We start from the raw sequence: 25,289 nt of genomic DNA, 5'->3' as shown, positions 1-25,289 counted from the left end.
ACAGCACACCGGGCCGGAGGTGAAGACCCATGGCTTCTAAGGAACGTGTCCGCGTGGCCGGGCGGGAGCTGACGCTGACCAACCTGGACAAAATCATCTACCCGGAAACCGGCACCACCAAGGCCGATGTGCTGGCCTACTACGCCGCCGTGGCCCACGTCCTCATCCCCGCCGCAGCCAACCGGCCTGCCACCCGGAAACGCTGGGTGAACGGCGTGGGCACCGCGGAGAAGCCCGGCGAGGTCTTCTTCCAGAAAAACCTGGAGGACTCCGCCCCCGGCTGGCTCCCCCGTGCCGCCATCACCCACAAGGACCGGACCATCCACTACCCGATGGTCAACGATCCCGCCGTCCTCACCTGGTTCGGGCAGATCAACTCCCTCGAAATCCACGTGCCCCAGTGGCGGGTGGATTCCCAGGGCAACCAACTGAACCCGGACCGGCTGGTCTTGGACCTGGACCCCGGCGAGGGCGCCGGCCTCGCCGAATGCCGTGAAGTGGCGCTGCTGGCCCGCGCCATCCTGCAGGACGTGGGCATGGACCCGGTACCCGTCACCAGCGGCAGCAAGGGCATCCACCTGTACGCGCCGCTGGACGGCACGCAGACCTCGGACCAGATCTCGGAGTTCGCCCGGGAACTGGCGCGTGCCCTGGAATCCGACCACCCGGACCTCGCCGTCAGCGACATGAAGAAGACCCTCCGCACGGGCAAGGTACTGGTGGACTGGAGCCAGAACAACGCAGCGAAAACCACCATCGTGCCCTACTCCCTGCGCGGCCGGCCCACACCCATGGTCGCGGCGCCGCGGACATGGCGGGAGATCAGCTCCCCCAAGCTCAAGCACCTCGACTACCGCGAGGTGCTGCGCCGGGTGCAGGAGGGCAAGGACCCGTTCGCCGCCGTCGTCCGCGCTGCCGGAACACCCGATGAAGTCGAGACCGGCACCGGCGCCGGCGATGGTGCCGGCGCGGGGCAGGACGGCACGCACGACGACGGGAATCCCCGCCTGGTGAAGTACCGTTCGATGCGCGACCCCGGGGCCACGCCTGAGCCGTTCAGTGGCGCACCGCGCGGCGGCGATGCGTTCGTGATCCAGGAACACCACGCCAGCCGCCTGCACTGGGACCTCAGGCTGGAGCACGAGGGCGTCCTGGCTTCCTGGGCGCTGCCCAAGGGTGTGCCGGAGTCGGGCGGCAAGAACCACCTGGCCGTGCGGACCGAGGACCACCCTATGGACTACCTCACCTTCCACGGCACCATCCCCAAGGGTGAATATGGTGCCGGCGAGATGACCATTTGGGACACCGGCACGTATGAGCTGCACAAGTGGATCAACGGCAAGGAGGTGATCGTCACCCTCACCGGCGCCGAGGGCGGCGGGCTGGGCGGCACCAGGAAGGTGGCCCTCATCCATACGGGCCGCGGCCAGGGCAGCGATGCCGAAAAGCAGTGGCTGATCCACCTGATGGATAAGGAAGACCAGGGCGGACGACGGCGGCACGCATCTTCGTCTGCGGAGCCTGCGGGCAGTACCAAAGGAGTGGGCAAGGCCGGGAAATCCGGGGACCCTTCCGAAGAACCGGAGGACTCCCCCGTCAGCGTCGCCCCCGATGATTTCGGCCCCATGATGGCCACGGCGGGAGTCCCCTCTGACCTCATGGGCAGCGCCTGGCAGGTTGAACTCAAATGGGACGGGGTGCGTGCCATCCTCGTGGCGGATGAGTCAACAGTCCGGATCTTCAGCCGCAACGGCAACGACGTCACCAAGACCTACCCCGAGCTGACGGACCGGGGGTGCTGGCCGGAGCAGCCGTTCGTGGCCGACGGTGAGATCATCGCCGTCGGCCCCTCCGGCAGGCCGGACTTCGGCCTGCTGCAAGGCCGGATGAAGCTGACCCGCGCCGCCGACGTCGCTAAAGCGCAGAAGGCCATTCCCGTCCGGCTGATGCTCTTCGATCTCCTGTACGACGGCGGCACGGACCTCCGGCGCCTTCCGCTCAGCAAGCGGCGCCCACGGCTTGAACAGTTCTTCCGGCCCTCGGACTGCCCAGTGGAACTGTCCATGGTGCTGGATGACCCGGTGGAACACATCATGGACAGCGCACAGGAACTGGGGCTCGAAGGCGTGATGGCCAAGCGCACGGACAGCCGTTACGTCAGCGGACAGCGCACCCGAACCTGGATCAAGCTCAAGACGGAGCGCACCCAGGAGGTAGTGGTGGGCGGCTGGCGCCCGGGCAAGGGCGGCCGCCAGGAAACGGTGGGGTCGTTGCTGGTGGGCATCCCCGACGGGAACAAACTCCAGTATGTGGGCCGGGTGGGCAGCGGATTCAGTGGCCGCGAACTGGCCGAACTGCGGCAGACCGTGGAACAGCTGGCCCGGAAGACTTCACCGTTCCACGAGGTTCCCCGGCCCGACTCGGCGGACGCGCACTGGGTCACGCCGCATCTCGTGGGTGAGGTGACCTACGGGGAGTGGACGGGCCCGGGGCGGTTGCGGCATCCCCGGTGGCGTGGCTGGCGCGTGGACAAGGACCCGTCAGAGGTGGTCCGGGAGGATTGACGCCCTCTGCCTGCCGATGCGGAGCCTCCCTGACGCGCAGGCTCGCCGGTGACGCGCAAACTCGCCCGTGACACGGAAAATCCCTGCCGCACCGCTTATAAGGGAGCGTCAGGGATTTTCCGTGTCGGTAATGAATGTGCGGGTCGCCCGTCCTAGGACGAGTGCGGCATCTGCGGCTTCCCGGTCCGGTGGACGGCGGCCACGGAGGCTTCGTGGCCCATCCGCCCATGGCCGGATCCCCGGTCCTTCGGGTGGCGGCGCTTGCCGTTGCCGTCCGGCCAGGAGTTTTGCCGCGGCATGGCGCCCGCAGCGGTGGTGGCCGCTGCCGGCATGTCCGGGGTGTCCATTGCCGCTGCCAGATGGTCCGCCATCTCCGGATTGAGATGGGATTTGCGGTTTTCGTCAGCCATTTTTCTTCCTTTCCACGATGAAATGAAGTCCAGGGAAGAGGCACCGGGGCCTCCGTGATTGCCGGGAACGCCGGCACGTTCGTAAATGTCGGCGCTGTGAGGCACAGCAGCGCCGACGTGACTGGCTCGGTGTCGGGCAGCGGGGACGTCCCGGCCGCACGCGTCCGCCTATTCGAAGATCAGTGTGTCCATTGATCAACCATAGGCACCGGCCCGATGCCTGTGAACCCCCTTGCGGCGGTCGCGCGAACCGGTGCATGGCGGAGGCGGGAGGCGCGGCGCACAGGTCCGCTGAAGCGCCCGACGGCGGGAGGCGGGTTTCGAGCCTCCGGGCGCCGGCGCCAGGGCCCGGGTCAGCGCCGGGTCAGCTCCCGCGAAAGGGACTAAAACGGCGCCCGGAAACCTGCGCCGCAGCAGTGTCCGCCATCACATCCGGCGCCGTATTACGGCCGGAACGGTGTTCCAACGAACGGTTGTGGAAAAAGATTCGGTAACAGTGGTCACAATCAGCATGCTTCCCAGTATTTACGCCGGAAAACGGGGAAAATAACCTCGAAAAGTTGGTCTGAAACGTGCCCAAAAGGGTAGACAGTACGGCATCAGACGGGCGAACGCTACAAAATCGGCGTAAAATTGAAGGCCTGCCCGGAGCGGGGCAGCAAGTAGTCGCAAGCAAATGACCTCCACAGGAGCTGACCAAATGCCCACAGACCAAAGCAACACCGACTCTTCAGCAGGCGCCAGGAACGCCCGCGGAACCGACCCTGCAGCCCCTCTGGCTGCCAAGAAGCCGAGGCTGCTGCCGCGCCGCCGGCTCAAGGAATCTGACGTCAACGTGGTTAACCAGCCGATGCTGAAGAAAGCCCTCGGCGGCACCATCGTAGGCAACACCATGGAATGGTACGACGTAGGCGTTTTCGGCTACCTCATCACCACCATGGGCCCGGTCTTCCTGCCCGAGTCGGATCCGACAACGCAAACGCTGTTCCTGCTGGGAACTTTTGCCGCCACGTTCATTGCCCGCCCCCTGGGTGGCGTCGTCTTCGGCTGGCTCGGTGACAAGATCGGCCGCCAGAAGATCCTGGCCACCACGCTGATGATCATGGCCGCCAGCACCTTCGCCGTCGGCCTGCTGCCCGGATACGCGCAGATCGGCCTGTGGGCCGCGGCCCTGCTGGTGCTCCTCAAGCTGATCCAGGGCTTCTCCACCGGCGGTGAATACGCTGGTGCCACCACGTTCGTCAGCGAATATGCCGCCGACAAGCGCCGCGGCTTCTTCGCCAGCTTCCTCGACCTGGGCAGCTACATGGGCTTCGCCATCGGCGCCGCCTTGGTCTCTGTACTACAGCTGACCCTGGGCCAGGACACCATGGAGGACTGGGGCTGGCGCATCCCGTTCCTCGTTGCCGGTCCGCTGGGCCTGATTGCTGTCTATTTCCGTAGCAAGATCGAGGAATCCCCGCAGTTCCAGGCCACCCTGGACGCCCAGGAGGAGAACGCCAAGAACGCCACGGACGGCGACACCTCCGCCGCCAAGGGACCCGTCGGCATCGTCAAGGCCTACTGGCGCCCCATCCTGGTGGCCATGGTGGTGGTGGCTGCAGCCAACACCGCCGGCTACGCCCTGACGTCCTACATGCCCACGTACCTGACCGCCTCCAAGGGCTACGACGAGGTCCACGGCACGCTGCTGACCATCCCCGTCCTGGTTGTGATGAGCCTCTGCATTCCGCTCACTGGCAAGCTGTCCGACCGGATCGGCCGCCGTCCCGTGCTCTGGATCGGCGCCGTGAGCACCATCGTCCTGGCCATCCCCGCATTCCTGCTGATCGGCGTCGGCGAGGTATGGTCCACGCTGGCCGGACTCGCGCTGGTCGCCTTCCCGGTGACCTTCTATGTGGCCAACCTGGCCTCCGCCCTTCCAGCACAGTTCCCCACGTCCAGCCGGTACGGAGCGATGGGCATTGCCTACAACTTCGCGGTGGCCATCTTTGGCGGCACCACTCCTTTCATCGTTGAGGCGCTGATCAAATCGACCGGCAACGACATGATGCCTGCTTACTACCTGATGGCCACCTCCCTGGTGGGCGCTGTGGCAATCTACTTCCTCAAGGAATCGGCCAACCGCCCGCTTCCGGGATCCATGCCCAGCGTGGACACCGAGGCGGAGGCCCGCGAACTCGTCAAGACCCAGGACGAGAACCCGCTGATCAACGTTGACGAACTTCCGTTCGACACCCACCCGCAGGACGGCGGCAAGGCCCCGGTCAACGCCTAACCGGCCAACTGTTCCGCTCCGTTACACGGACCGCCGCACCCATACCGGGTGCGGCGGTCCGAGCGTTTAAGGTTGAGTCGTCCGCAAAGCGGCCGGAAGCACGGAGGAGGTGGCACGGCATGGAACGCGTCCTGCACCACGTGCGCGCCCTCCACCGGCTGGAGCCAGCGAACGCGGACCACCTCGCTGCGCTGCGGGTTGCCCTCAGCGTCGCTGTCCCGTCCCTGCTCCTGCTTGCCACGGGCCGGGCGGACCTCATCATCTACGCGGTCTTCGGCGCCCTGACCGGGATGTACGGCCGGTCAGAACCGCACCAGCTGCGGGTCCTCCACCAGTCCCAGGCAGCCCTGGTGCTCCTGGGCGGCGTCTCGGTGGGCGTGCTCCTGTCCGTCAACCACATCCATTCGTGGGCGCTGGTGGGCATCGAAGCCGCACTGGCGGGACTGGGCTCGCTCTACTCGGACCGCGTGCGGCTCAAGCCCAACGGCCCGTTCTTCGGCATCCTGGCCTTGGGCGCCTGCGCGTCGGTGCCCATGGCGGTCCCTTGGTACACCGCACTGCTGATCGCCCTGGGGTCAGCGGCGTTCGCGGTCCTGGTGGGATTCGCCGGGTGGGTCCGTCGGCGCCGGTGGCAGCGCGGGGCCGTCCGCATCCCCGCCGCGTCGCAGCCGGTGGACCGCCGCGCCATGCTGATCCACGCCGCCCGCTACGTGCTGGCCGTCGGTGCCGCCGGAACCATCGGCGTCCTCACCGGAAGCGGCCACCCGCACTGGGCCATGGCTGCCGCGGCTGTTCCGCTGGCCGGTGCGGACCTCCCCAGCAGCGTCCGCCGCGGCATCCACCGCATCGTGGGGACGTTCGTGGGGCTGGCCGTGACCGCCGTCGTGATTATTCCCGCCCCCTGGACGCTGCCCGGACTGTTCCCCGGGCAGCAGGCAGTGGTCCTGGCACTGCTGGTGATCCTGTTCCAGTTCACCACCGAGCTGTTCATGACGCGGCACTACGGCCTGGCCATGGTGTCCTTCACGCCGGTGATCCTGTTGATGACCCAGCTCGCGGCACCCGCGGATCCCGGCGTCCTGATCCTGGAGCGTGCCATCGAGACCCTGGTGGGCGCGCTGGTGGGCATCGCCGTTGTGGTGGCCGTCCGCCGGCGGGGTTCACGCTCCCCCGCGCTCCTCCTGGGGCTTGCGCGGCGGCCCCGCCATTAGCCTGGGCGGAGCGATCCGGGCCAGGGCTGCCACCACCTTGTAGCGCTTGGACGGGATGGAGACGGCTTTGCCCTTGGCGTTGTCCGCCAGCCCCTCCCGCACCACTCGCTCGGCCGTCAACCAGGTCCACTTCGGTGCCACGGACTTGTCCATCCCCATCCGGTCGTGGAACTCGGTGTGCGTAAAACCCGGGCACACCGCCGTCACTTTGATGCCGCGGGTCCGGTAGGCCAGGTTGGCCCAGCGGCTGAAGCTCAGCAGCCACGCCTTGGCCGCCGAGTAGGTTCCGCGTGGAAGGAAGGCGGCGATGCTGGCCACGTTGATGATCCGGCCTTCGCCACGGTCCAGCATGCCCTTGAGCGCGGCGTGCGAGAGCACCAGGGCGGTTTCGGCGTGCAGCTTCAGGTGCCTCTTCTCCTCCTCCACGGGGTTGTCCTCGAAGTTGTGCAGCAGCCCGATGCCCGCGTTGTTGACCAGGATGCCAACCGGGCGCTGCGGATCGGAGAGGCGTTCGACGACGGCGGCCACGTCGGCGTCGTCCGTCAGGTCGGCGGGGAGCACCTCAGCGGTTGTTCCGTACCGCCGTTCCAGCTCCGCGGCAGCTTCCTCGAGGCGGCTCCTGTTGCGGGCCACCAGCACCAGGTGGCAGCCCTCGGCAGCGAGTTGGCGGGCAAACTCGGCGCCCAGTCCTGCGCTGGCGCCGGTAACCAGGGCAGTGGTCCGTAAAGTGGTCTGCGTCATACAGCCAGCCTAGCCACCGCTGCCCCTGCTTGGCTCCGTCATCCCCTCGGCTTCGCCTGTGGTTTCACCGGCGAAGCGTGCAAGCGGGTTGGCCAGGCGGCCGGCCATCTGCAGGCCTCCGGACGGATCCGTGAGGTCCAGCATCTGCTGGTTGTTCCGCAACTGCAGGCGGTTCAGGCAGGACAGCTCAAAGTCGGCAGCGAACAGGTTGTGCCGGGCGAACTGTCCGGCCAGGCCGGGGTGCTGTGCCTGGTAGTCCCGCACGGCGTCGGCGGCGGTACGCCAGAAGGTTTCCTGCGGAAGCGTCCCATCGTCGTCGAGCAGTGCCGCGAGGAAGCGGAAGATGCAGTCGAAAATGTCGGTGAAGATGGCCAGCACCTTTTCGCCGTCGGGGATGTCCGCCCGGATCCGGGAAACCTCCTCCGGGAGTTTTAGCCGGTCGCCCATCACCACGATCTCTTCGGCGATGTCCTTCATGATGGCCCGCACCGGAACACCGTCCTCAAGGACCAGGATGACGTTCTCGCCGTGCGGCATGAAGGCGAGCTCGTAGTTGTAGAGGCAGTGCACCAGCGGCACCAGGTACGCCTCGAAATAGCGGCGCAGCCAGTCCTCCGGGGCCAGGCCGGAGCGCTCGATCAGGGCGGAGACCATGGGATTTCCGGCCGAATCCACGTGCAGCAGCGCGGCCATGGTGGTCAGTTGCTGCCCGTATTCCAGAAGCGGCAGCGGACTTTCCCGCCACAGGGCGGAGAGCATCTTCCGGTACGGCGAACCGCTGGCTGACGCGGCCTCGTAGGTCCTGTTGTGGTAGCCGATGGCCGCGATTTCGCCGATCATGGTGAACCCGCGCTGTTGCAGTGCGGAGTCGGCGGTGATCAGCTTCCGCAGCCAGTCGTTGATGGCCGGCGTGGCCTTCATGTACTGGGGTGAGAGGCCGCGCATGAACCCCATGTTCAGCACGGACATGGCGGTCTTCACGTACGTCCGGGCCGGGGCGCTGGTGTTGAAGAACGTCCTGATGGACTGCTGGGCCTGGTAGGAATCGGTTCCGGTTCCCAGGTAGACGATGCGCTGCCGGGCGATTTCAGCCGCGAAGGTGACCGTGAGCTTGTTCTCCCACTGCCAGGGGTGGACCGGCATGAAGAAGTACTGGTCCGGGTCCAGGCCCTGCAGCAGCAGTTCGCTGGTGAAGCTGCCGGCCAGCGGTCCCAGCTCGGCGTCGAGGTGCGCGGCGTAGTCCAGCCCGCTGCTGGTGCTGACCACGGCGTGGCTGCGGTGCACGGCGATCCATTCCAGCAGCACCGGCGCCCCGGTTTCCGGTGCGAAGGCCAGGTAGTCGCTGACGCCGAACCCCAGCCGGCCGTTGTTGGCCACGAAGCAGGGGTGGCCTTCGGTCATGCTCCGCTCGATCGATTGGAAGTCGGCGGCGATGTCCTGCCCGCCCGTCACCCCGGCGGCCAGTTCCCCGGCGGAGGGCTGGCCGGCCCACTGCTTGTAGGCATGGCTGGCCAGGGTACTGCTGACCTCCTCCAGGTAGACCGGGAGCATCTGCAGGTTGATGCCGAGGGTCTCGTGGAACACGGTGATGAACTCCAGCACGTCCAGCGGCGCTTCGGTGCCGTCCTGGATGTGCCGGATGGAATCGGCGCTGATGGACCAGTGCTCCAGCTCCAGGATCCTGGCGGTAAACAGGTACTCGTGGGTGCCGTCGGCGCTGGCCACGCGGTAGGTGTTGGCCTCCGGGGCGCCAGGCACGGGCTCGGGTGTGAGGATCCGTTCGTGCGAGAACTCGGCGAGCGCCTTGCGAAGCAGGTGCCGGTTGGCGGCATCCCACCGGCCCGCTTCGAGGTGTGGCGCTGCGGCGGCGGTGGCGGTTGATTCGAGCTGGACGGTCATAGTGCTGCGGCTCCCTGCAGGGCTTCGGGGCGGGTGGATTCCATGCGGGCGGAGGGTTCCAGGGTGGGAAGGGTTGCGCGGGCGGCGAGGTAGCCGTCCCGGGTGCAGAAGCTGAGCAGCGCATCCTTGTCCGGCAGCCCCACCACGCCCGCGGGCCGGAACCCGAACCGCTCGTTGAGGGCGTGGATTTTCGTGTTGCGGGCGTCCGGCTCCACCACGATGCGCTCCACCTCGGGCTTGGCGAAGAGCCGGGCCAGGACGGCATCCATGACTGCGGTGGTGTAGCCCGGCTCCGGAACGCCCGACGGCGGGGCCACCAGCAGGTGCATCCCCGCGTCGCCGGGAAGGACGGGGTAGGCGTCGGCCAGCGGTGAGGACGCCGGAAGGTACTCCTCCATCAGGAAGGCGGGGACCCCGCCGTCGAGCCCCAGGAGGGCGTGGTGGTGGCCGCTCGCCTGGATCTTCGCGTATTCGTCAATGACGCCGGCCTCGGTGGCGGACAGCATTCCCCAGAACGAGGCGTACGGCTGGGTGACCCAGCTGTGCAGGAGGGGTGCGTCCGCCACCGGGTCCACGCACCGGAACGTGAACCTCATGCCGGCACCTCCACGGATACGTTCCCCGCTGCCGGGTCCGGCTGCCCGACCGGGACGGTGAGCGGCGCCCCGAACTGCTGGAAGGCGATGCTGCGTTCCACCGGGTATATCTCGCGGCCGGTCATTTCCCGGAGGATGCAGGAGTTGCGGTAGGCGCCCATGCCCAGGTCCGGGGTGACGAACCCGTGGGTGTGCAGTTCGGCGTTCTGGACGAAAATCTCGCCCGGTTCAACGCCGGTGCTGTAGTTCCGGTCCACGGCGAAGCGGCCGGAACCGTCCCGGGCGATCCGGTCCTGCACTCCGTTAAGGAACGCCGGTTCGCTGTAGCCGTACCCGGTGGCCAGCACCACGGCCTCGCTGTCCAGGGCGTAGGAGGTGCCCTGTTCGCCGTGCTCCAGGTGCAGCCGGTGGGTCCCGGCGGCCGCGTCCCATTCGGCGGCCGTCAGCGTGGAGTGGGTGAGCAACTGGGTGTCCACCATGCCGGACAGGCTCCTGGTGTAGAGGAGGTCGTAGATGGCATCGATCAGGTCCGAGTTGATGCCCTTGTAGAGGTTCTTCTGGGTTTTGTTCAGGTGGTCGCGCTGCTCCAGCGGGAGGCCATGGAAGTAGTCCACGTATTCCGGCGAGGTCATCTCCAGGGTCAACTTGGTGTACTCCAGCGGGAAGAACCTGCCCGAACGGGTCAACCAGTTCAGCTGGTATCCGTAGGCGTCCGCTTCCTGCAGCAGCTCGTAATAGATCTCCGCCGCGCTTTGGCCGCTCCCCAGAATGGTGATGCTGCGCTGCCGCTGCAGTTCGACTTTCCGGGCCAGGTACTCGGCGTTGTGGAAGGCCACTCCCCCGTTTCCGGCGGCCGCACCCGCCACGATGCCTTGGGCGGCCGCCGGAACGTACGCGGAGGTGCCGGTGCCCAGCACCAGCCGCCGCGCGTAAAGCACCTCCGGCCCGTCCGGACCTGATACGGAGAGCCGGTATACGCCGTCGTCGTACGCCAACTCCTGCACTGCCGTGCCGAAACGCACCGACGGCAACTGCCCGGCAACCCACTGGCAGTACTCGTTGAACTCGGCACGCAGCGGGTAGAAGTTTTCCCTGATGTAGAAGCGGTAGAGCCGGCCGGTCTGCTTCAGGAAGTTCAGGAATGAGTAGGGCGATGTGGGGTCAGCCATGGTCACCAGGTCAGCCATGAACGGAACCTGCAGGTGTGCGGGTTCGAGCATCATGCCGGGGTGCCAGTCGAAGGAATCGCGCTGTTCGAGGAAGATGCCGTTGAGGCCTTCCACGGGTTCTGTGAGGGCGGCGAGGCCCAGGTTGAAGGGCCCGACGCCGATCGCGGCGAAGTCGAAGATGGTGCTGTTGGTGGGGGTGCTCATGCGGTGGTTTCCTTCTGCAGGAGTCCGGCGCCGGTGCTGCGCAGGAGGGTGATGATGTCCGTGATGTCCTCGAGGGTGGCCTCGGCGTTGAGGAGGGTGAACTTGAGGTAGTGGCGTCCGCCCACCTTGGTGCCGGCCACCACGGCTTTTCCGGAGGCGAAGACGGCCGCCCGGATGGCGGGGTTAAGGGCATCGGCGTCCTCATCGGAGAGGCGGGCACCGGATTCCAGCACAGGGCGGTAGCGGAACACCAGGGTGCTCAGCTGCGGTGCGGCAGCAAGCTCGAAATCGTGGTCGGCTTCGAGGACCGAACCCACGCGGGCGGCGAGGTCGATGGCCTCGTCGAAGAGCGCGCCGATGGCATCCGCCCCCATGATGCGCAGGGTAAGCCAGAGCTTCAGGGCGTCGAAGCGGCGGGTGGTCTGGATGCTCTTGTCCACCTGGTTGGGGATGTCCGCCAGGGCGGCGCTCTCCGGGTTCAGGTAATCGGCGTAGTAGGTGATGTGGCGCAGCATCGCCGCTTCCCGGACCAGCAGGGCGCTGGAGCTGACGGGCTGGAAAAAGGTCTTGTGGAAATCGACGGTGACCGAGTCCGCGAGGCCTGTGCCGTCCAGCAGGTGCCGGTACCGGCCGGAGACCATCAGGCCGCCGCCGTACGCAGCGTCGATGTGGAACCAGGCACCGTAAGCACGGGCCAGGGCGGCGAGCTCTGCGAGCGGGTCCACCGCGCCGAAGTCCGTTGTCCCGGCCGTTGCCACTACGGCCATGGCGGTCAGGCCGGCGTCGTGGACTTCCGCCATGGCTGCGGCAAGTGCCGCCGGGTCCATCCGGTGGTCCGCGGAGCACGGGACGGTGATGACGGCGTCAAACCCGAGGCCCAGCATGGAGGCGGACTTCTGGACGCTGAAGTGGCTGTCCTCGGACGTGAAGATGCGCAGGGTATCCAGCAGTGCCGGGAGGCGGAGGGATGCCCGTGCAGGGTCCTGGCGGAGGCCAGCCACGGCGTGGTTCCGTGCGATGAGCAGGGCCTGGAGGTTGGACTGGCTGCCGCCGGACGTGAAGATGCCGTCCGCCGCGACGCCCAGGTGCAGCCGTTCGGCGGCCCAGTCGATGAGGCGCCGTTCGATCATGGTGGCACCCGCGCTCTGGTCCCAGGTGTCCAGCGAGGAGTTCACCGCGGACAGGATGGCCTCACCCACCAGCGCCGGAATCACCACGGGGCAGTTGAGGTGGGCGGCGTACTTGGGATCGTGGAAATAGACGGCGTCACGCAGGTAGACGTCCTCAAGTTCCTGCAGCGCCGCGGCGGTGTCCGGCAGGGGGGTGTCCAGGTCCACTGCGCCTACGCGGTTCCGCATTTCCGCGGGCCCGACGCCGGTGAACGGCCGGGTGGTCCGCTCCAGCTTGGTTGCCACGGTAGTGACGCCCTGCAGCACCTGCGAAACGTACCGGGGTGAGTTCCGGGCATTGAAGAGGTGGTTGGTTGCCCCGAGGGCCAGTTCCACGCGCGAGCCGAAATCCTGCCCCGGAGGAACTGTGTTGTCCAGGTCCTGGCGGGGCACATCGGGGCGGGTGGAGTGGTCCACTTGCGTCTCATCGAGTCGGGGCATCAGCGGCACGGGTCTTCCTTCGGTCAGCAATTTGGGGGCGTTGCGTAGGTAAGCCTTACTTAGGATGCCCTTTTAATCAAACTTTTGTGCCCTATTTCTCTTTCGCCCCGGAATGACAGGGTTTCCAGGATGTGCAGAAGGTCATTGACTGGCGCCGAAGCGGGCCCATGGTGCACAATTCACGCCCCGCCAGCAACGCGGGGGCGGCCGCGGACGGGAATGTCCGGCTTGTCACACCTTTAGTAAGCATGCTTTGCTTGTGGGGATAAATGACCTCCGCAAGCAGTTCGCGGCGGGGCTGGAAGAGCAGCCTCGTGAAGAAGCCCAAGGATGAACATCGCATGACCTCCGCAACGGAACACCGTCTGGCCGCGTCCGGGGAACGCACAGAGCCAGCCGGCAGCACAGCCCAGCCACTGGACCTGGGGCTCCTGGTCACCCTCAATTCGCGCATGCATTGCCGCACGCCGATGCAGCGGCTCGATCCGCTGGACCTGCCCGTCGGGCAGCCTGTTTACGTCGACGAAAGCGGGGTGCTGCCCGCCGACCCGGCCTCACCGGCCGAAACCGTCGTCACGTACCGCTGCGCCTGCGGCTTCACCCTCGACGATCCCGCCTTCAGCGCCACGGTCAGCGACCAGGCCCTGGCCAGCTGACGCAGGAATGACCGCAGTCCCGCCATGCAGCGGGACCGGCTCCCACCAGCTGTAGCGCTACGGCGAACCCAGGCCGCTCCCGCCCACGCGGCTCCCGTGGCGGCAGCTGAAGAACTGCCGCACTATCCCTCCGGCCAGTCGACGAACTGCTCGTACCCTTCGTGCTTGCGGAGGTAGCTGGAGATGAAGGGGCAGTGCGGGATGACGCGTTTGCCGGTCGCCACAACGTCGTCCAGGGCGAAATGCGCCAGCACCTTACCGAGGCCCCGGCCTTCGAAGTCCTGGCCTGTCTCGGTGTGGGTGAAGTCGATGTGGCCCGGCAGGTCCCGGAAGAAGGACTGCACGGCGAGCCTGCCGCCCACCAGCAGTTCATACCGGTGCTCCGCGTCGTTGCGCCGCAGCGTGACATCGGGGGCGAACCTATCCTCGGTGGACAACGTGTTCTCGGTCATGGTTCGACACTGGCACTACTTCACCCCCGTGGCAATGCCCTTCCGCCCCCTCCTGCGCCCGGCACGCCCGCGCGTACCAGCGGCGGCCGTTTTGCGCCCAGGGACAGGACTCCGCCAGGGCACCGCACCGAGGATCAGCTGGGTGAGGGCAAAGAAGGCAGCCCCGGTTCCCAGCAGGGCGAGGGTGAGGCCGCCCAGCGCTGCATCCGCCACCGGAAGGAAGACCACCACGACGGCGGCGCCCACCGCGGCGGGCTTGGTGCCGGAGCCCGGAGCCGCCGTCGGGGTGTCCTCGAGGCGCCCGAAGGCGGCGATGACGGGCAGCAGCAGGAGCAGCAGTGCCGGCAGGACCACGGCGCGCGCCCACCACCACCCGGGCGTTCCCGACTCCGGTTTCGGGACGGGCGCAAGCAGCAGCAGGCCGGACATGGCCGCCAGCAGGGGCAGGTGCCAGAGGTACACCGTGAGGGACCGGGAACCCGCGATCTGCAGCACCCTGCTGAGCCACGGCCACGACGCCACCCCTGCCAGGACCGGCCGCGCCGCCTCCATCAGGGCCGCCTGGGACACGCCCAGCAGCAGGAGGGCCAGGTTGGGCGGGTTGAGGTTCACCAGCATGTTCCCGGGGTAGAGCCCCAGGCCCGTCACGGCGCCCAGGAGGACATTCGCTGCCAAGGCCACCGCTGCCAGACCGGAGCGTGAGAGCCCTGCCAGTTTGCCGTCGGCGACGAGGAAGCCCAGCTGCTGGACGGCGCACCACAGGAAGAGCAGGTTGATGTTGGCCAGGAGTGGCAGGGTGCCGCGCAGGCAATCGACGGCCACCACCAGCGCAGTGAGCAGGAGGAAGGTCCGCCAGGGGGCACGGGCGTGGAACGCGGCAAGCAGGGGAATGTTCAGCTGCGCGGCGAGGTATGCGGCCAGGAACCACAGCGGCATTCCTGCCCCGGCTGCCATCAGCTCGATGACCTGGGGATGCACACCGAGCAGTTGGGCCGCGCCGAGCCCCAGGAACATCACGGCCAGCAGGGCCGTGGCGGGCCTGACCAGCCGCAGCAGGCGTGCCCGGATGAACAGGGCAGCCGTGCCACCGTTTGCCGACAGCCGCCGCCAGGACTCCAGGCCTGTCATCCCGCCGGTCACGAAGAACAGCGGCATCACCATGAAGATCCAGATGACGGGTTCGAACCAGTGCTGCTCAGCGAGGGTGTTTTGCGTGGTCACCGTCCCGTCGGCGTGCAGCACGGGGCTGACCATCATGCAATGGCCCACCACCACCAGGGCCAGGCAGGCGAACCGGACAAGGTCGATCACCGGATCACGGCCCGCCGCGCCCGCCGTCCCCGCCCGGAGGCTTCCGTTCAGGCCGCCGGCGGTACCCACCGTGCACCCCGGAGCGTTCCGGCCCTGTTCACAGCACTATTGTGCGCCCGCCAGCAGGGGCGGAGAAGGATTGAGCGGCGCGGCAGGTGTAAAAGTGCCGCGCAATTGGAGTGGCAAGCAGCTAGAGAGCCACAGCCAGTACGCCGAGGACGACGGCGAGCAGCGGCGTGGCGCCCTGGGTTGCGGCCGCCCGGAGGTACTTGCGCCCGGACAGGGCCAGGACCAGCGCCGCCAGCAGCATTGAGCCGCAGCTGGCGAAGATGAGGGTCCAGCCGGCAACGTCCTGCGCCGAGCCGTCGGCGCCGACAGCCACCAGGCCTATGCCAATGAGGGCTCCAACGGCCAGGAACAGGTTATAGAAGCCCTGGTTGTAGGCCAGTGACTTGGTGATCTCCGCGTTTTCCTGGGACTCGATGCTGAAACGCTTCCACGTTGCCGGTTTGGTCCAGGTCACGGATTCCATCGTGAAGATGAAGACGTGCAGCGCGGCAGCAAGGAACGCGAAAAGGAGGGAGGCCAGGATCATGGCTCGATCCTAGCCTCCCTCCCCTGTGTTTCTTCGCGTCTGGGACCTAGCGGCTCAGCGTGGCCAGCGTGGCGCCGGCGAACTCTCCGGCGGACCGGTTCCAGTGGCCCAGGAGCGACTGCAGGTTTTCACCGTCGGCGCGGTGAACCGGGAGTTGCTCCTGCAGGGTGGCCAGCACCCCGGTGCGCAGCTCCGTGTTGAAGTTGACCTTGCCAACATTCATGGCCGCGGCCTTCACCAGCTCTTCGGCCGGAATACCGGACGCGCCGTGCAGGACCAGCGGAAGGTGGGTCCGCACGGCGATGTCCTGCAGCACGTCCCAGCGCAGCAACGGCTCGCCCTTGTATTTGCCATGGACATTGCCCACGGCGACGGCGAGGAGCTGGGCACCGGTACGGGTCACGAAGTCCTCCACCTGTGCGGAGTCCGTCAGCCCGGCCACGGCAAAGCCGGACTGGTCTTCAGGCTCGTCGGCCGAGAACGCGCGGTCCTCGTCGCCCGCCAGGCCGCCGAGCTCGGCTTCCAGCACCACATCGGGGTGCCCGTTGGCTGCCAGCATTTCCCGGGCGGCCACCACCAGGGCGATGTTCTCCTCGTAAGGCAAGGAGGAACCGTCGGCGAGCACCGAATCCGCCCCCGCCGCAACTGCGTCGGCCATCACTGCCAGGTCCGTGGCGTGGTCAAGCTGCACCGCGACCGGCACGGAGGCCGCATCCGCCAGTCCCCGGAGGGCCGCGATGAGCCGGAGCCCGTTGGGGGTGGCGGCCGTCTTGGGGGCCACCAGCAGGATGACGCCGCGGCCGGATTCCTCGGCCGCGCCCACCACAGCCAGGGCGGTGGTGAAGTCGTAGCAGGTGAAGGCGGGAACAGCGGAGCCCTGCTGCAGCGCGGAGGTGACCAGGTGGTCGAGTCGGGTGCGCATCAGACGCCCAGGCCTCCCACCAGGATCCAGGCCACGAAGGTCAGGGCGAAGCCGGCCAGGCCCAGGACCGTGGTGAGCACGGTCCAGGTCTTGAGGCCGTCGGAGACGGTGAGGCCGTAGTAGCGCACCACGGTCCAGAAGCCGGCATCAGTGACGTGGGACAGGCCCAGTGCGCCGAAGCCGATGGCGATCACGATGACGGCGATCTGTGCCGGGCTGTAACCGCCCTCCATGACGGCGGAGGTCAGCAGGCCGGTGGTGGTCACGATAGCCACGGTGGCCGAACCCTGGGCGGCACGCAGTGCCAGCGAGATCACGAAGCCGAGTGCAATGACGGGCAGGCCGAGGTGGTCCAGGGTCTGGGACAGCGCTGCACCGATGCCGGAGGTCCGGAGCACTTCACCGAACACGCCGCCGGCGGCAACCACCATCAGGATGGACGCGATGGGAGGCAGTGCGCCTTCGAAGATCTCACCGGTTTCCTTCAGCGACCAGTTGCGGCGGACGGCCAGCAGGAAGAAGGAGAGCGCCACGGCCACCAGGAGGGCGAAGAACGGGTTGCCGATGAAGGCAGCCAGGCCGTACCAGGAGTTGTCCTTGGGGATGGTGAGCGTGCCCAGGGTGCCGAGGAGGATCTGCACGATGGGGGCGGCGATGAGGAAGATGATCAGGCCGGGACGGGGCGGAGCGATGGCGGACGCGCCGGGGCCGTCGTGGCCCACCTTGACCAGCGAGTCGGAGCCGAACTCCTCAACCTGGGCCTTGACCGAAGGCAGGAGTTCGTATTCCTTGCGGTTCATGATGCTGGCAACCCAGTAGGACAGGAAGCCGAGGGGAATGCAGATGGCCAGCGAGATCAGCGTGATCAGTCCGATGTCCGCGCCAAAGACGCCTGCGCCGGCAACGATGCCGGGGTGCGGCGGGACGGCAACGTGGATGGAGAGCATGATGCCGGCCATCGGCAGGCCGAACTTGACCGGGTGGACTTTGGCGATCTTGGCGAAGGCGTAGACGATCGGCACCAGGACGATGACGCCCACCTCGAAGAACACGGGGATGGCCACGAGGAAGCCGACGGCGGTGAGGGCCACTGCGACGCGCTTGGCACCGAGCTTCTCGGTGAAGTGTGCGGCCAGCGACTGCACGCCGCCGGAGACCTCAATCATCCGGCCCAGCACGGCGCCGAGGGCGATCAGCAGAGCCACCTTGCCCATGGTGCTGCCCACGCCGTTGGCCACAACGGTGAACACATCCTTGAGCGGGATCTGGGAGGCCACGGCCACCAGGATGCTGACGGTCAGCAGGGCCACGAAGGCCTGGATCTTGAAGCGGATGATCATCACCAGCAGCAGGGCGATGCCAAGCGCTGCGATGATCAGCAGCAGCGGGGTGCCGAGCTCAACTGCGGGTTTGATGGCCGGGGCGTCGGCCGCCCGCACCATCAGCGGGCTAATGAGGTGGTTCACGATGGGTGTCTCCTTTGACGTGCCAGTCTTCCAGAAGACGGGCAATAAGGCGCCGGTTGTTTCTAAGGGGAGTAACGCGAGAGGTACGACGGCGGCGGAGGGGGGACCGCCGCCGTCGTACGTTTTGGGGAGGGTGCTGCCGGTTGGTACTTAGTTGGTGCGCTTGGCGGGGGCTACCACCTTGATGACTGCGGAGTCATCGGCGGCGGCGAGGCCCTGGGCCTGGCCCAGCAGGTAGAGCTGTTCCGCTGCGGCGGCAACCGGGGCTGCCAGGCCGGCGGCGCGGGTGGCCTTGCCCACGATGCCCATGTCCTTGACGAAGATGTCCAGGCGGGAGAGGACCTCGGCGCCTTCCTCGTTGTAGGCCTCAAGGATGCGCGGGCCGCGGTTGGAGAGCATGAAGGAACCTGCCGCGCCGGCTTCGAGGGCGGCGAGGGTCTTGGCCTGGTCCAGGCCGAGCGCGTCCGCCAGGGCCAGGGCCTCGGCGGCGGCCGCGATGTGGACGCCGCAGAGGAGCTGGTTGACGGTCTTCAGGGCCTGGCCGTCGCCGGGCTTGTCGCCCACCACAGTGAGGGTGGAGGCCAGCAGTTCGAGCGCGGGAGCCGCCTTTTCGCGGGCTTCGGGGGAAGCACCGACGACGATCAGCAGGTCGCCTTCGCCGGCACGCTTGGGTCCACCGGAGAGCGGCGCGTCAACGAGCTCGACGCCGTAGGCCGCCAGCTTTTCGACGGTGGCGGGGATGGCTTCGGTACCCACGGTGCTGCCGAGGATGACGACGGCGCCGGGCTCCAGGACGGAGGCCACGCCGTTTTCGCCGAAGAGGACGTCGTTGAGCTGTTCGCCGTTGCGGACGGCGAGGAGCACCGCGTCGGCACCCTTGGCTGCCTCGCGGGCGGTGCCGAACGTGGCGATGCCGGCTTCCTCAGCGAGCTTCAGGCGGGGTTCGGCGATGTCGAAGCCGTGCACGGTCAGCTGCGAGGCGAGGCGGGTGGCCATGGGCAGGCCCATGGCGCCAAGGCCCAGGACGGTAACGGTGTAATTGCTGGTCATGGTGTTTCTCCGTTGAATTTTTGCGGCGCTGGTGGGGATTAGAAGGTGTTGCTGAGTTTTCGGGTGACCTGGGCCAGGGAGTCGTCGTCGCCCACGTTGCCGGCGAAGACGATGTAGGGGATGCCCTTGGCGGGCCCGTCCACTGGTTCCCAGAGGGAGACGATGCCCGGCAGCATGGGTCCGCGGACAATGCCGTGGCGGATTTCCAGGCCGTGGGCTGCGACGTCCGAGGAGGTGATGCCGCCCTTGGCGATGACGAACCGCGGCGGGAAGGTCTTCAGGGTGCGGTTGACCACGGCGACGACGGCGGCGGACACGGTGCGTGCGATCCGCAGGCTTTCGGCGGCGTCGTCGGTCTTGATCAGGAGCCGGCTGGTGTGCACGATGACGTCGCCGCCGCGGAGGGCCTCGACCACGGCGTCCACGGTCTGGTCCAGGTGGGCCACGGCTTCGGTTTCGGCTGCAAGAAGCTTCTCGACGTCGATCTCGATGATGCTTGCGGAGCTGTGTTCGGCCGTGAGGACGTTCAACTGGCGGGTGGTGACGCCCACGTGCGAGCCCACCACGATCAGGCCGCCGGCGGTGGAGGGCGTGTTGCCTTCGTAAGCTTCCTCGGCAGTCAGGGCCGTGCGGACTTCCTGGCCGATGCGGCCGCGGACGAACGGCGGGCCGACGCGGTAGAGGAGTTTCTTGCCGCGGCGCTCGGCTTCTTCCAGGCCGAGTGCCAGTGCGCGGAAGTCGTTCTCGGTGACGATGTCCGCCACGATCGGGGTGGAGTTGGTGGCGCCCTCGATGGCGTCGGCGATGGCCTTGGCGGAGATGGCGGGGTCCTGGGCGGCGGAGCCGGCGCGGATGGTGTTCAGGTCCAGGACGATGACGGAGTCAGCGGTGAACCGGCCCCTGGACTTTTCCTCCACATACGCCGCCATGACGGATGTGCTGAAGCCGAAGCTGGCGTCCTTGGCGAACTCGGTCTCCGAGACCGGGACCAGGGTGCCGGCGGTTTCACCCGTGCCGCGCATGTAGTGGACGCCGCCGATGGTGAGGCGGCCGGCGTCGGGGAACGCGGGAACCAGCACGACGCCGTCGGTGGCTTCACCGCTTACCTCGCTGACCGTGGCGGCGATGACGTCCGGCTCCAGCGGGTAGTGGCCGCGGAGGGTGGAGTCGCTGCGGCTGACGAATGCGAGCCGCAGGCCTGAATCGGCGCTGGAACCGGCGGCGGTGAGGGCGTTGCGGACCACTTCCTCGTTACGGGCGGCGGCTTCGGCCGGGTCCAGGCTGCGGGTGTTGGTCAGGACGTAGACCGCCGGCTTGGACTGGCTGAAGGCCCAGGCGAAATCCTCGACGTCCCACTGGGTGAGCACGGGCAGGTCTGCCACGGACTGCGTTCCGGTGGGGTCGTCGTCGAGCACTACCAGGACGCGGGGAGTCTCCGCGTTGGAAGCGGCCAGGGTGCTGGCAACCAGGGCTGCGGGGATGGGGAAGTCCGCGGGATAGGCGGCCAGGACGTCTGCTTCAAGCGTCACAGTGCACTCCGTTGTGTTGCGATCCGGGGGCCGGATCAAGGTGTAAATGAATCTGTAAGATGTCTGACATCTTGCATTTGAATGCTAGTGTGGCACACGACATAAAAGACGCGCAAGTAGACTTGTCAGACATATCCGCCGGGTAGACGCCCACGGCAGGAATCGGGGGAACCATGGCAAGGAAGTCGTTGGTTGGCGTTGTGGCCGACGAACTGCTGGACCGCATCATCGACGGCGAATTTCCGCCGGGATCAACGGTCCCCGGCGAGCACGAACTCAGTGCCCGGCATGAGGTAAGCCGGATGACGGTCCGTGAGGCAATGAAGACGCTCCAGGCGCAGCAGATCCTCAGCGTTGAGCGTGGCCGGGGCACCTTCGTGAACCCGCTGAACCGGTGGACGTCACTTGAGGCCGTGCTCCGCGCGGCGTCGGAGGGCAAGAACGAAGCCGAGGCTTCGGTACAGCTCATCGAACTCCGCCGCATGCTGGAAACCGGAGCCTGCGAGCTGGCTGCGGGCCGGATCTCCGAGGTGGACACCGAATCCCTGTTCGCCTACATTGCGGCGATGAAGGCCGCCCACGCCATCAACGACGTTACGTCCTTCGTCGAAGCCGACCTCGCCTTCCACGACGTCATCCTGCGCGCGTCCGGCAACGTGTTCGTCTCCGTGCTCTTTGAGCCGCTGCACCGTGTCTTGGAAAAGCGCCGCGCCGAAACATCTGCCGTTCCGGCCATCCAGGAGCACGCCATCGGCCACCACCAGAACATCGCGGAGGCCCTGCAGTCAGGCGACGCCACCCGCTCCCGGCTGGCCATGGATGCCCACATGCAGCAGACGCTGGACGACCTGAAGAACCTGGTGCTCCCGGCCAAATAGCCGGCCACTTAGGGATTGCAACGGCCGGTCGGGGCTGGATGGCCGGGCGGGAGCGGCTTGCCGGGCCGGACTGCATTTCCCCGGCGACTAGCTTGCCGGCGGGGCCGTTGTTCCGCGGACCACCAGTTCGGTGGCCACCTCCAAAGCTGCAGGCACCGCCCCATGGCCGTCCTGCTGCTCGATGAGCATTCCCACGGCCATGGTGGCCAGCTGGGCCAGGGGCTGCCTGACGGTGGTGAGCGGCGGCGAAGTCAGCGCGGCCTGGGCGATGTCGTCAAACCCCACGATGCTGAGGTCCCCGGGTACCTGCAGCCAGCGCTGCGCCGCCGCATTCATCACACCCAGGGCCTGCAGGTCACTGCCAGTGAAGATGGCCGTGGGCCGCTCTGGCAGATCGAGGAGGTCGGCGCCGAGGCGCATGCCTGACTCGATACTGAAGTCACCGTCCCGGACAAGCTCCGGCAGGACCGGCAGGCCGGCCTCGTGCAGGGCGGCCGCGTATGCCGCGTACCGCGCCCGGCCGTGCCCCGGGCTGTGCTTGCGTCCGGTGATGATTCCGATCCGGCGATGCCCCTGGGACAGGAGATGCCCGACGGCGGCGAGCGCCCCGGAGAACGACGCCGGGCTGACGCTGGGGATATCCAGGCCTTCGGTCCCCTCGGGGTCGATGGCGACGGCCGGGATCTTCAGCGACCGCACCAGGGTGACCAGGCGTGAGCCGCTGCGCGGCGCCAGCAGCATGACCCCGTCCAGGCGGTTCGCCGAGGGTTCACGCAGCTTGCGCCAGCGGTCTGCACTGACATGCTCGGCCCGGACGTACGCCACCGCATATCCCAACCGGTCCGCGGCGGCCTCCACGCCTTCCATGGTGGCCAGGACCCAGGGCGAATCGAAGTTGTTGACCACCAGTTGCAGCATGCCGGGCTGGGCCGCGGCGGCGTTCCGCTTGGAGTAGTCCAGCTCGTCCAGGGCCTGCTGCACTTTGGCGCGGGTGGCGTCCGAAACATGGGTGCGGCCGTTGAGGACCTTGGAGACGGTGGGCACGGATACCCCTGCGGCGGCCGCAACGTCTGCAATCTTGGGACGCGGGGTGGCGGTCAACGGGGCAGTCCTTGGGGTCATGTGGTTGCGGCGGCGAGCTGCGGGGCAGTAGCCCGGCGAACGGGCGCCGTGTCCACGCGCACGGGTCCCACGATAACACTGCCGCCCTCCTGCGATCCCAGCGGCGACGTGGCAAAAATCCCCAGTTCCGCGCCGATCCATTTCCCCTGCACAACACCGAAGTTCCAGCCCTGGACCTCCCACGGCTCCCCGGGACCCAGGCGCCAGGCAAAGGTGGACCGGGGCGTGCCGTCGGTGCGGATCTGCAGCTCCAAGCGGGAAGCCGGTAGGGGAATGCTGCGGCCGGGCGCCTGCTCCGACGGCCCCTCTCCCCCGGTCCCGCTACCCAGGACGAATCCATCGGCGGTCCGGATGATGCCCAGCCAGGCGTATTCCTGCCCCAGCACCACCACGCCGGCGCGGGTCCCCACCGGGACGTCCTGCAGTTCCAGCGACGTGGTGAAAGTGGACGGCGTGCCGGGAAGGATCTGCGCCAGGACATTGGGCAATTCCCGGAGGTTGACGGGATCGTTGGCCTGCGGCCGGAGGATCAGCCGGCCCCCGCCCGGCTGGAAAGACCAGGAGTGCCGGGGGTTGGCTTGCCAGTGCCACTGCGGGCCCAGCCACGGTGAGGCGAAGTCGTCACTGGCCGGCGGCGCCACGTCCTGCGGCGAAGTACCCCGCGGGTAGGGGTGGCTGGCCACGGGGGTTCCCGGGCCGCCGTCGGACGCCTTCTCCCCCATCCAGGGCCAGCCGTCCTCGTCCCAGCCCATGGGCTGGAGGTGGACCACCCGCCCGTAGGGCCCGCGGTCCTGGAAGTGCAGGAACCAGTCCTCCCCCCGCGGCGAGGTCACCCAGGCACCCTGGTGCGGCCCGTTCACCGGACTGTTCCCCTGCTCCAGGACGCGGCGCTCCTCGTACGGACCGAACGGGGACCTGGAACGGAAGACCGCCTGCCAACCGGTAGCCACGCCGCCAGCGGGGGCGAAGATCCAGTACCAGCCGTCCCGCTTGTAGAACTTGGGCCCCTCCAGTGTGGTGTAGCCGGGGAGGTCCTCGCCGTCGATGACCGTGGTGCCGTGGTCCAGCAACTTTCCGGCGTCCGGGCTCATGCGGTGCACGGTGAGCCGGTTCTTGATCCCGATCCGGCTTTTCGCCCACCCGTGCACCAGATAGGCCTGGCCATCGTCATCCCACAGCGGGCAGGGATCGATGAGTCCGCGCCCTGCATACAGCAGGTGCGGCGCGGTCCAGGGGCCCTCAGCCTTCTCGGCGCTCAGCACGAAGATGCCGTGGTCCGGATCGGGGTAGAAAATCCAGAACCGTCCGTCGTGGTACCGCAGCGCGGGCGCCCAGACCCCGCCACCATGGCGGACCAGGGAGAAGTGGCTGCCCTGCGGCAGCTGCAGCAGGGCGTGGCCGGCGTGCTCCCAGTCCACGAGGTTTCGGGACTTGAGGATGGGCAACCCGGGAACGCGGTTGAAGCTGGACGCGACCATGTAATAGGTGCCGCGGACCTGGACGGCATCGGGGTCCGGCCAGTCGGCGTTGAGGATGGGATTGGCGTACACGGGGACGGCGTTGCGCGAGGTCATGGTGTCCTGTCGGGATGGCTGGGCGTGCGTACGGCGGGATGGTGTTCAAGCAGGTGGAGCGCCTGGTCCGGTGATGCCACCGCGCCGTCGTGGATGACGGCGTGCAGCGACTGGACCAGCGGGCGGGCGGCGTCGGCCACCGCTTTTTCGGACCAGGCGACGGCGGGACCCACGCCCAGGTAGCCCTCGGAGCGGATGAACCAGGGGCGGGCGGGAGCGTCCTGGGCAAGCACCACCGTGACGGGCGCGCCGCCGGTGACGGTGCTGATGGCAAGCCAGGGCGAGCGGGATCCGTGCGCCGGATCCGCGCCCGCACCGGCAGCGGAGAAGACGCGGGTTCCGGAGCAGTCCGCGGGGAAGCGCCAGAAGATGCCGCCGTATCCGGCGCCGCTGCGGCCTTTGACGGCCGACGACGACACCTCCAGGGCGGGGACGCCGGCTGCCGGGACCATCACCGAGGTCAGGGACAGGCTCCAGGTTCCCGGGGCGGGGTGCGCGGAAACCTCCACCGTGCGGCGTTCCTCTGCCAGGAGGGTTCCGTGCCGGGAAGTCCACAGCACGGTACCGGAGGCACGGCCTTCCTCTTCGGTCCAGCTGTCCAGGGCCTGGCTGCCGTGGTTGGGCAGGACCACGGGTCCGAGGTCCTGCGTGTAGGTGGACCCGCCCCAGAAGTTGGTGCCGTTCAGGTCCGAAAAGGCCACGGACAATCCCAGGTGGTGGATGTGGTCAGCCGGTGCGACGTCCGTCAATACGGTTCCGGACAGGGAGCGCACCGGGTGGAAGTACGGCCTCGGTGCACTGGCCGGCGCAACGCCCGAGCCGGGAACCAGGGCAATGAGCCGGGCGGGCTCAAGGGCTGGGATGGGCAACGGCGCCTCCTTCCGGTGGGAAATGCATCGCATCCATGGCGATGGAGAACAGCATAGGCATGCAGAAAAGATTCGGCAAGAGTTACAGAAACTTTCTGTTTTCAGATGTGCATCAGTTTTAGAAAAGGTGTTGACAGTCACAGCCGCTGCTTGCTAGAAATCGTTTACTCACTTCTTTCGTAA

Annotated in this window: 21 protein-coding genes; 5 read left to right on the top strand and 16 right to left on the bottom strand. The window is 67.5% G+C overall.

From position 1 onward, the window contains the following. Window positions 1-29 precede the first annotated feature (29 nt). On the top strand, window positions 30-2,564 hold the full coding sequence (locus BLT71_RS03870; RefSeq protein ID WP_091717745.1) for an ATP-dependent DNA ligase: 2,535 nt from the start codon (window positions 30-32) through the stop codon (window positions 2,562-2,564). A 152-nt stretch (window positions 2,565-2,716) separates the two neighbouring features. Here the strand turns inward: BLT71_RS03870 and BLT71_RS03865 are convergent, their stop codons facing one another. Next, window positions 2,717-2,974, bottom strand: a complete 258-nt coding sequence (locus BLT71_RS03865; RefSeq protein WP_091717743.1) for a hypothetical protein — start codon at window positions 2,972-2,974, stop codon at window positions 2,717-2,719. 700 nt (window positions 2,975-3,674) lie between these two features. On the opposite strand from BLT71_RS03865, the gene BLT71_RS03860 reads away from it, so the two are divergent. Together BLT71_RS03860 and BLT71_RS03855 are read left to right on the top strand one after the other, a co-directional pair. Continuing rightward, window positions 3,675-5,252, top strand: coding sequence for an MFS transporter (locus tag BLT71_RS03860; RefSeq protein ID WP_091717741.1), 1,578 nt, complete (start codon window positions 3,675-3,677; stop codon window positions 5,250-5,252). Between the two features lie 119 nt (window positions 5,253-5,371). Beyond that, complete coding sequence (locus tag BLT71_RS03855) at window positions 5,372-6,463, top strand: FUSC family protein (protein WP_091717739.1); 1,092 nt, start codon at window positions 5,372-5,374, stop codon at window positions 6,461-6,463. Here the strand turns inward: BLT71_RS03855 and BLT71_RS03850 are convergent. The 5 genes from BLT71_RS03850 to BLT71_RS03830 are packed head-to-tail and all read right to left on the bottom strand — an operon-like array spanning window position 6,413 to window position 12,691. After that, window positions 6,413-7,204, bottom strand: coding sequence for an SDR family NAD(P)-dependent oxidoreductase (locus BLT71_RS03850; RefSeq protein ID WP_091717737.1), 792 nt, complete (start codon window positions 7,202-7,204; stop codon window positions 6,413-6,415). The genes BLT71_RS03855 and BLT71_RS03850 overlap by 51 nt on opposite strands. Window positions 7,205-7,213: 9 nt before the next feature. Continuing rightward, window positions 7,214-9,103, bottom strand: coding sequence for an IucA/IucC family protein (locus BLT71_RS03845; protein WP_091717735.1), 1,890 nt, complete (start codon window positions 9,101-9,103; stop codon window positions 7,214-7,216). Then, entirely contained in the window at window positions 9,100-9,699 is a 600-nt protein-coding gene (locus BLT71_RS03840; RefSeq protein ID WP_091717733.1) for a GNAT family N-acetyltransferase, read from the bottom strand. Before BLT71_RS03840 ends, BLT71_RS03845 begins: the two co-directional genes overlap by 4 nt. Further along, window positions 9,696-11,072 (bottom strand): lysine N(6)-hydroxylase/L-ornithine N(5)-oxygenase family protein, encoded by a 1,377-nt coding sequence (locus BLT71_RS03835; RefSeq protein ID WP_091717731.1) that lies wholly within the window; start codon window positions 11,070-11,072, stop codon window positions 9,696-9,698. The genes BLT71_RS03840 and BLT71_RS03835 overlap by 4 nt, the downstream gene beginning before the upstream one ends. After that, window positions 11,069-12,691: a pyridoxal phosphate-dependent decarboxylase family protein gene (locus tag BLT71_RS03830; RefSeq protein ID WP_231994440.1), complete on the bottom strand. Its 1,623-nt coding sequence runs from the start codon at window positions 12,689-12,691 to the stop codon at window positions 11,069-11,071. Before BLT71_RS03830 ends, BLT71_RS03835 begins: the two co-directional genes overlap by 4 nt. A 332-nt stretch (window positions 12,692-13,023) precedes the next feature. On the opposite strand from BLT71_RS03830, the gene BLT71_RS03825 reads away from it, so the two are divergent. Further along, window positions 13,024-13,338, top strand: a complete 315-nt coding sequence (locus BLT71_RS03825; RefSeq protein WP_091723791.1) for a hypothetical protein — start codon at window positions 13,024-13,026, stop codon at window positions 13,336-13,338. 122 nt (window positions 13,339-13,460) lie between these two features. Here BLT71_RS03825 and BLT71_RS03820 read toward each other — a convergent pair whose 3' ends face one another. The 7 genes from BLT71_RS03820 to BLT71_RS03790 form a co-directional block, all read right to left on the bottom strand. Next, window positions 13,461-13,790, bottom strand: coding sequence for a GNAT family N-acetyltransferase (locus tag BLT71_RS03820; RefSeq protein ID WP_015935736.1), 330 nt, complete (start codon window positions 13,788-13,790; stop codon window positions 13,461-13,463). A gap of 15 nt (window positions 13,791-13,805) precedes the next feature. Next, window positions 13,806-15,170, bottom strand: a complete 1,365-nt coding sequence (locus tag BLT71_RS03815; protein WP_091717729.1) for an acyltransferase family protein — start codon at window positions 15,168-15,170, stop codon at window positions 13,806-13,808. Between the two features lie 121 nt (window positions 15,171-15,291). Continuing rightward, on the bottom strand, window positions 15,292-15,696 hold the full coding sequence (locus tag BLT71_RS03810) for a DUF1304 domain-containing protein (RefSeq protein ID WP_091717727.1): 405 nt from the start codon (window positions 15,694-15,696) through the stop codon (window positions 15,292-15,294). Window positions 15,697-15,742: 46 nt separating this feature from the next. Next, the gene (locus BLT71_RS03805) at window positions 15,743-16,618 is read right to left on the bottom strand and encodes a class II fructose-bisphosphate aldolase (protein ID WP_091717725.1); all 876 of its coding nucleotides are present in this window, start codon (window positions 16,616-16,618) and stop codon (window positions 15,743-15,745) included. Next, the gene (locus tag BLT71_RS03800; protein ID WP_091717723.1) at window positions 16,618-18,084 is read right to left on the bottom strand and encodes a GntP family transporter; all 1,467 of its coding nucleotides are present in this window, start codon (window positions 18,082-18,084) and stop codon (window positions 16,618-16,620) included. The genes BLT71_RS03805 and BLT71_RS03800 overlap by 1 nt, the downstream gene beginning before the upstream one ends. Before the next feature lie 150 nt (window positions 18,085-18,234). Next, window positions 18,235-19,134 (bottom strand): NAD(P)-dependent oxidoreductase, encoded by a 900-nt coding sequence (locus tag BLT71_RS03795; protein WP_091717721.1) that lies wholly within the window; start codon window positions 19,132-19,134, stop codon window positions 18,235-18,237. 38 nt (window positions 19,135-19,172) lie between these two features. After that, on the bottom strand, window positions 19,173-20,663 hold the full coding sequence (locus BLT71_RS03790; RefSeq protein WP_091717719.1) for a four-carbon acid sugar kinase family protein: 1,491 nt from the start codon (window positions 20,661-20,663) through the stop codon (window positions 19,173-19,175). A gap of 173 nt (window positions 20,664-20,836) precedes the next feature. Here BLT71_RS03790 and BLT71_RS03785 point away from each other — a divergent pair, with 173 nt between their 5' ends. Further along, complete coding sequence (locus BLT71_RS03785) at window positions 20,837-21,541, top strand: FadR/GntR family transcriptional regulator (RefSeq protein ID WP_091717717.1); 705 nt, start codon at window positions 20,837-20,839, stop codon at window positions 21,539-21,541. 87 nt (window positions 21,542-21,628) lie between these two features. Here the strand turns inward: BLT71_RS03785 and BLT71_RS03780 are convergent, their stop codons facing one another. The 3 genes from BLT71_RS03780 to BLT71_RS03770 are packed head-to-tail and all read right to left on the bottom strand — an operon-like array spanning window position 21,629 to window position 25,106. Next, the gene (locus BLT71_RS03780) at window positions 21,629-22,642 is read right to left on the bottom strand and encodes a LacI family DNA-binding transcriptional regulator (RefSeq protein WP_231994439.1); all 1,014 of its coding nucleotides are present in this window, start codon (window positions 22,640-22,642) and stop codon (window positions 21,629-21,631) included. Window positions 22,643-22,659: 17 nt separating this feature from the next. After that, entirely contained in the window at window positions 22,660-24,237 is a 1,578-nt protein-coding gene (locus BLT71_RS03775; RefSeq protein ID WP_091717714.1) for a glycoside hydrolase family 43 protein, read from the bottom strand. After that, window positions 24,234-25,106 carry a DUF6807 domain-containing protein gene (locus BLT71_RS03770; protein WP_157693420.1) on the bottom strand — a complete coding sequence of 291 codons (873 nt, stop codon included), beginning with the start codon at window positions 25,104-25,106 and terminating at the stop codon, window positions 24,234-24,236. The genes BLT71_RS03775 and BLT71_RS03770 overlap by 4 nt, the downstream gene beginning before the upstream one ends. Between the last annotated feature and the right edge of the window lie 183 nt (window positions 25,107-25,289).

Source organism: Pseudarthrobacter equi, assembly GCF_900105535.1.
GTDB classification, from domain to species: Bacteria; Actinomycetota; Actinomycetes; order Actinomycetales; family Micrococcaceae; genus Arthrobacter; species Arthrobacter equi.
Note: the sequence above shows the minus strand (reverse complement) of the source record. Positions and strands in the feature narration are given on the sequence as shown.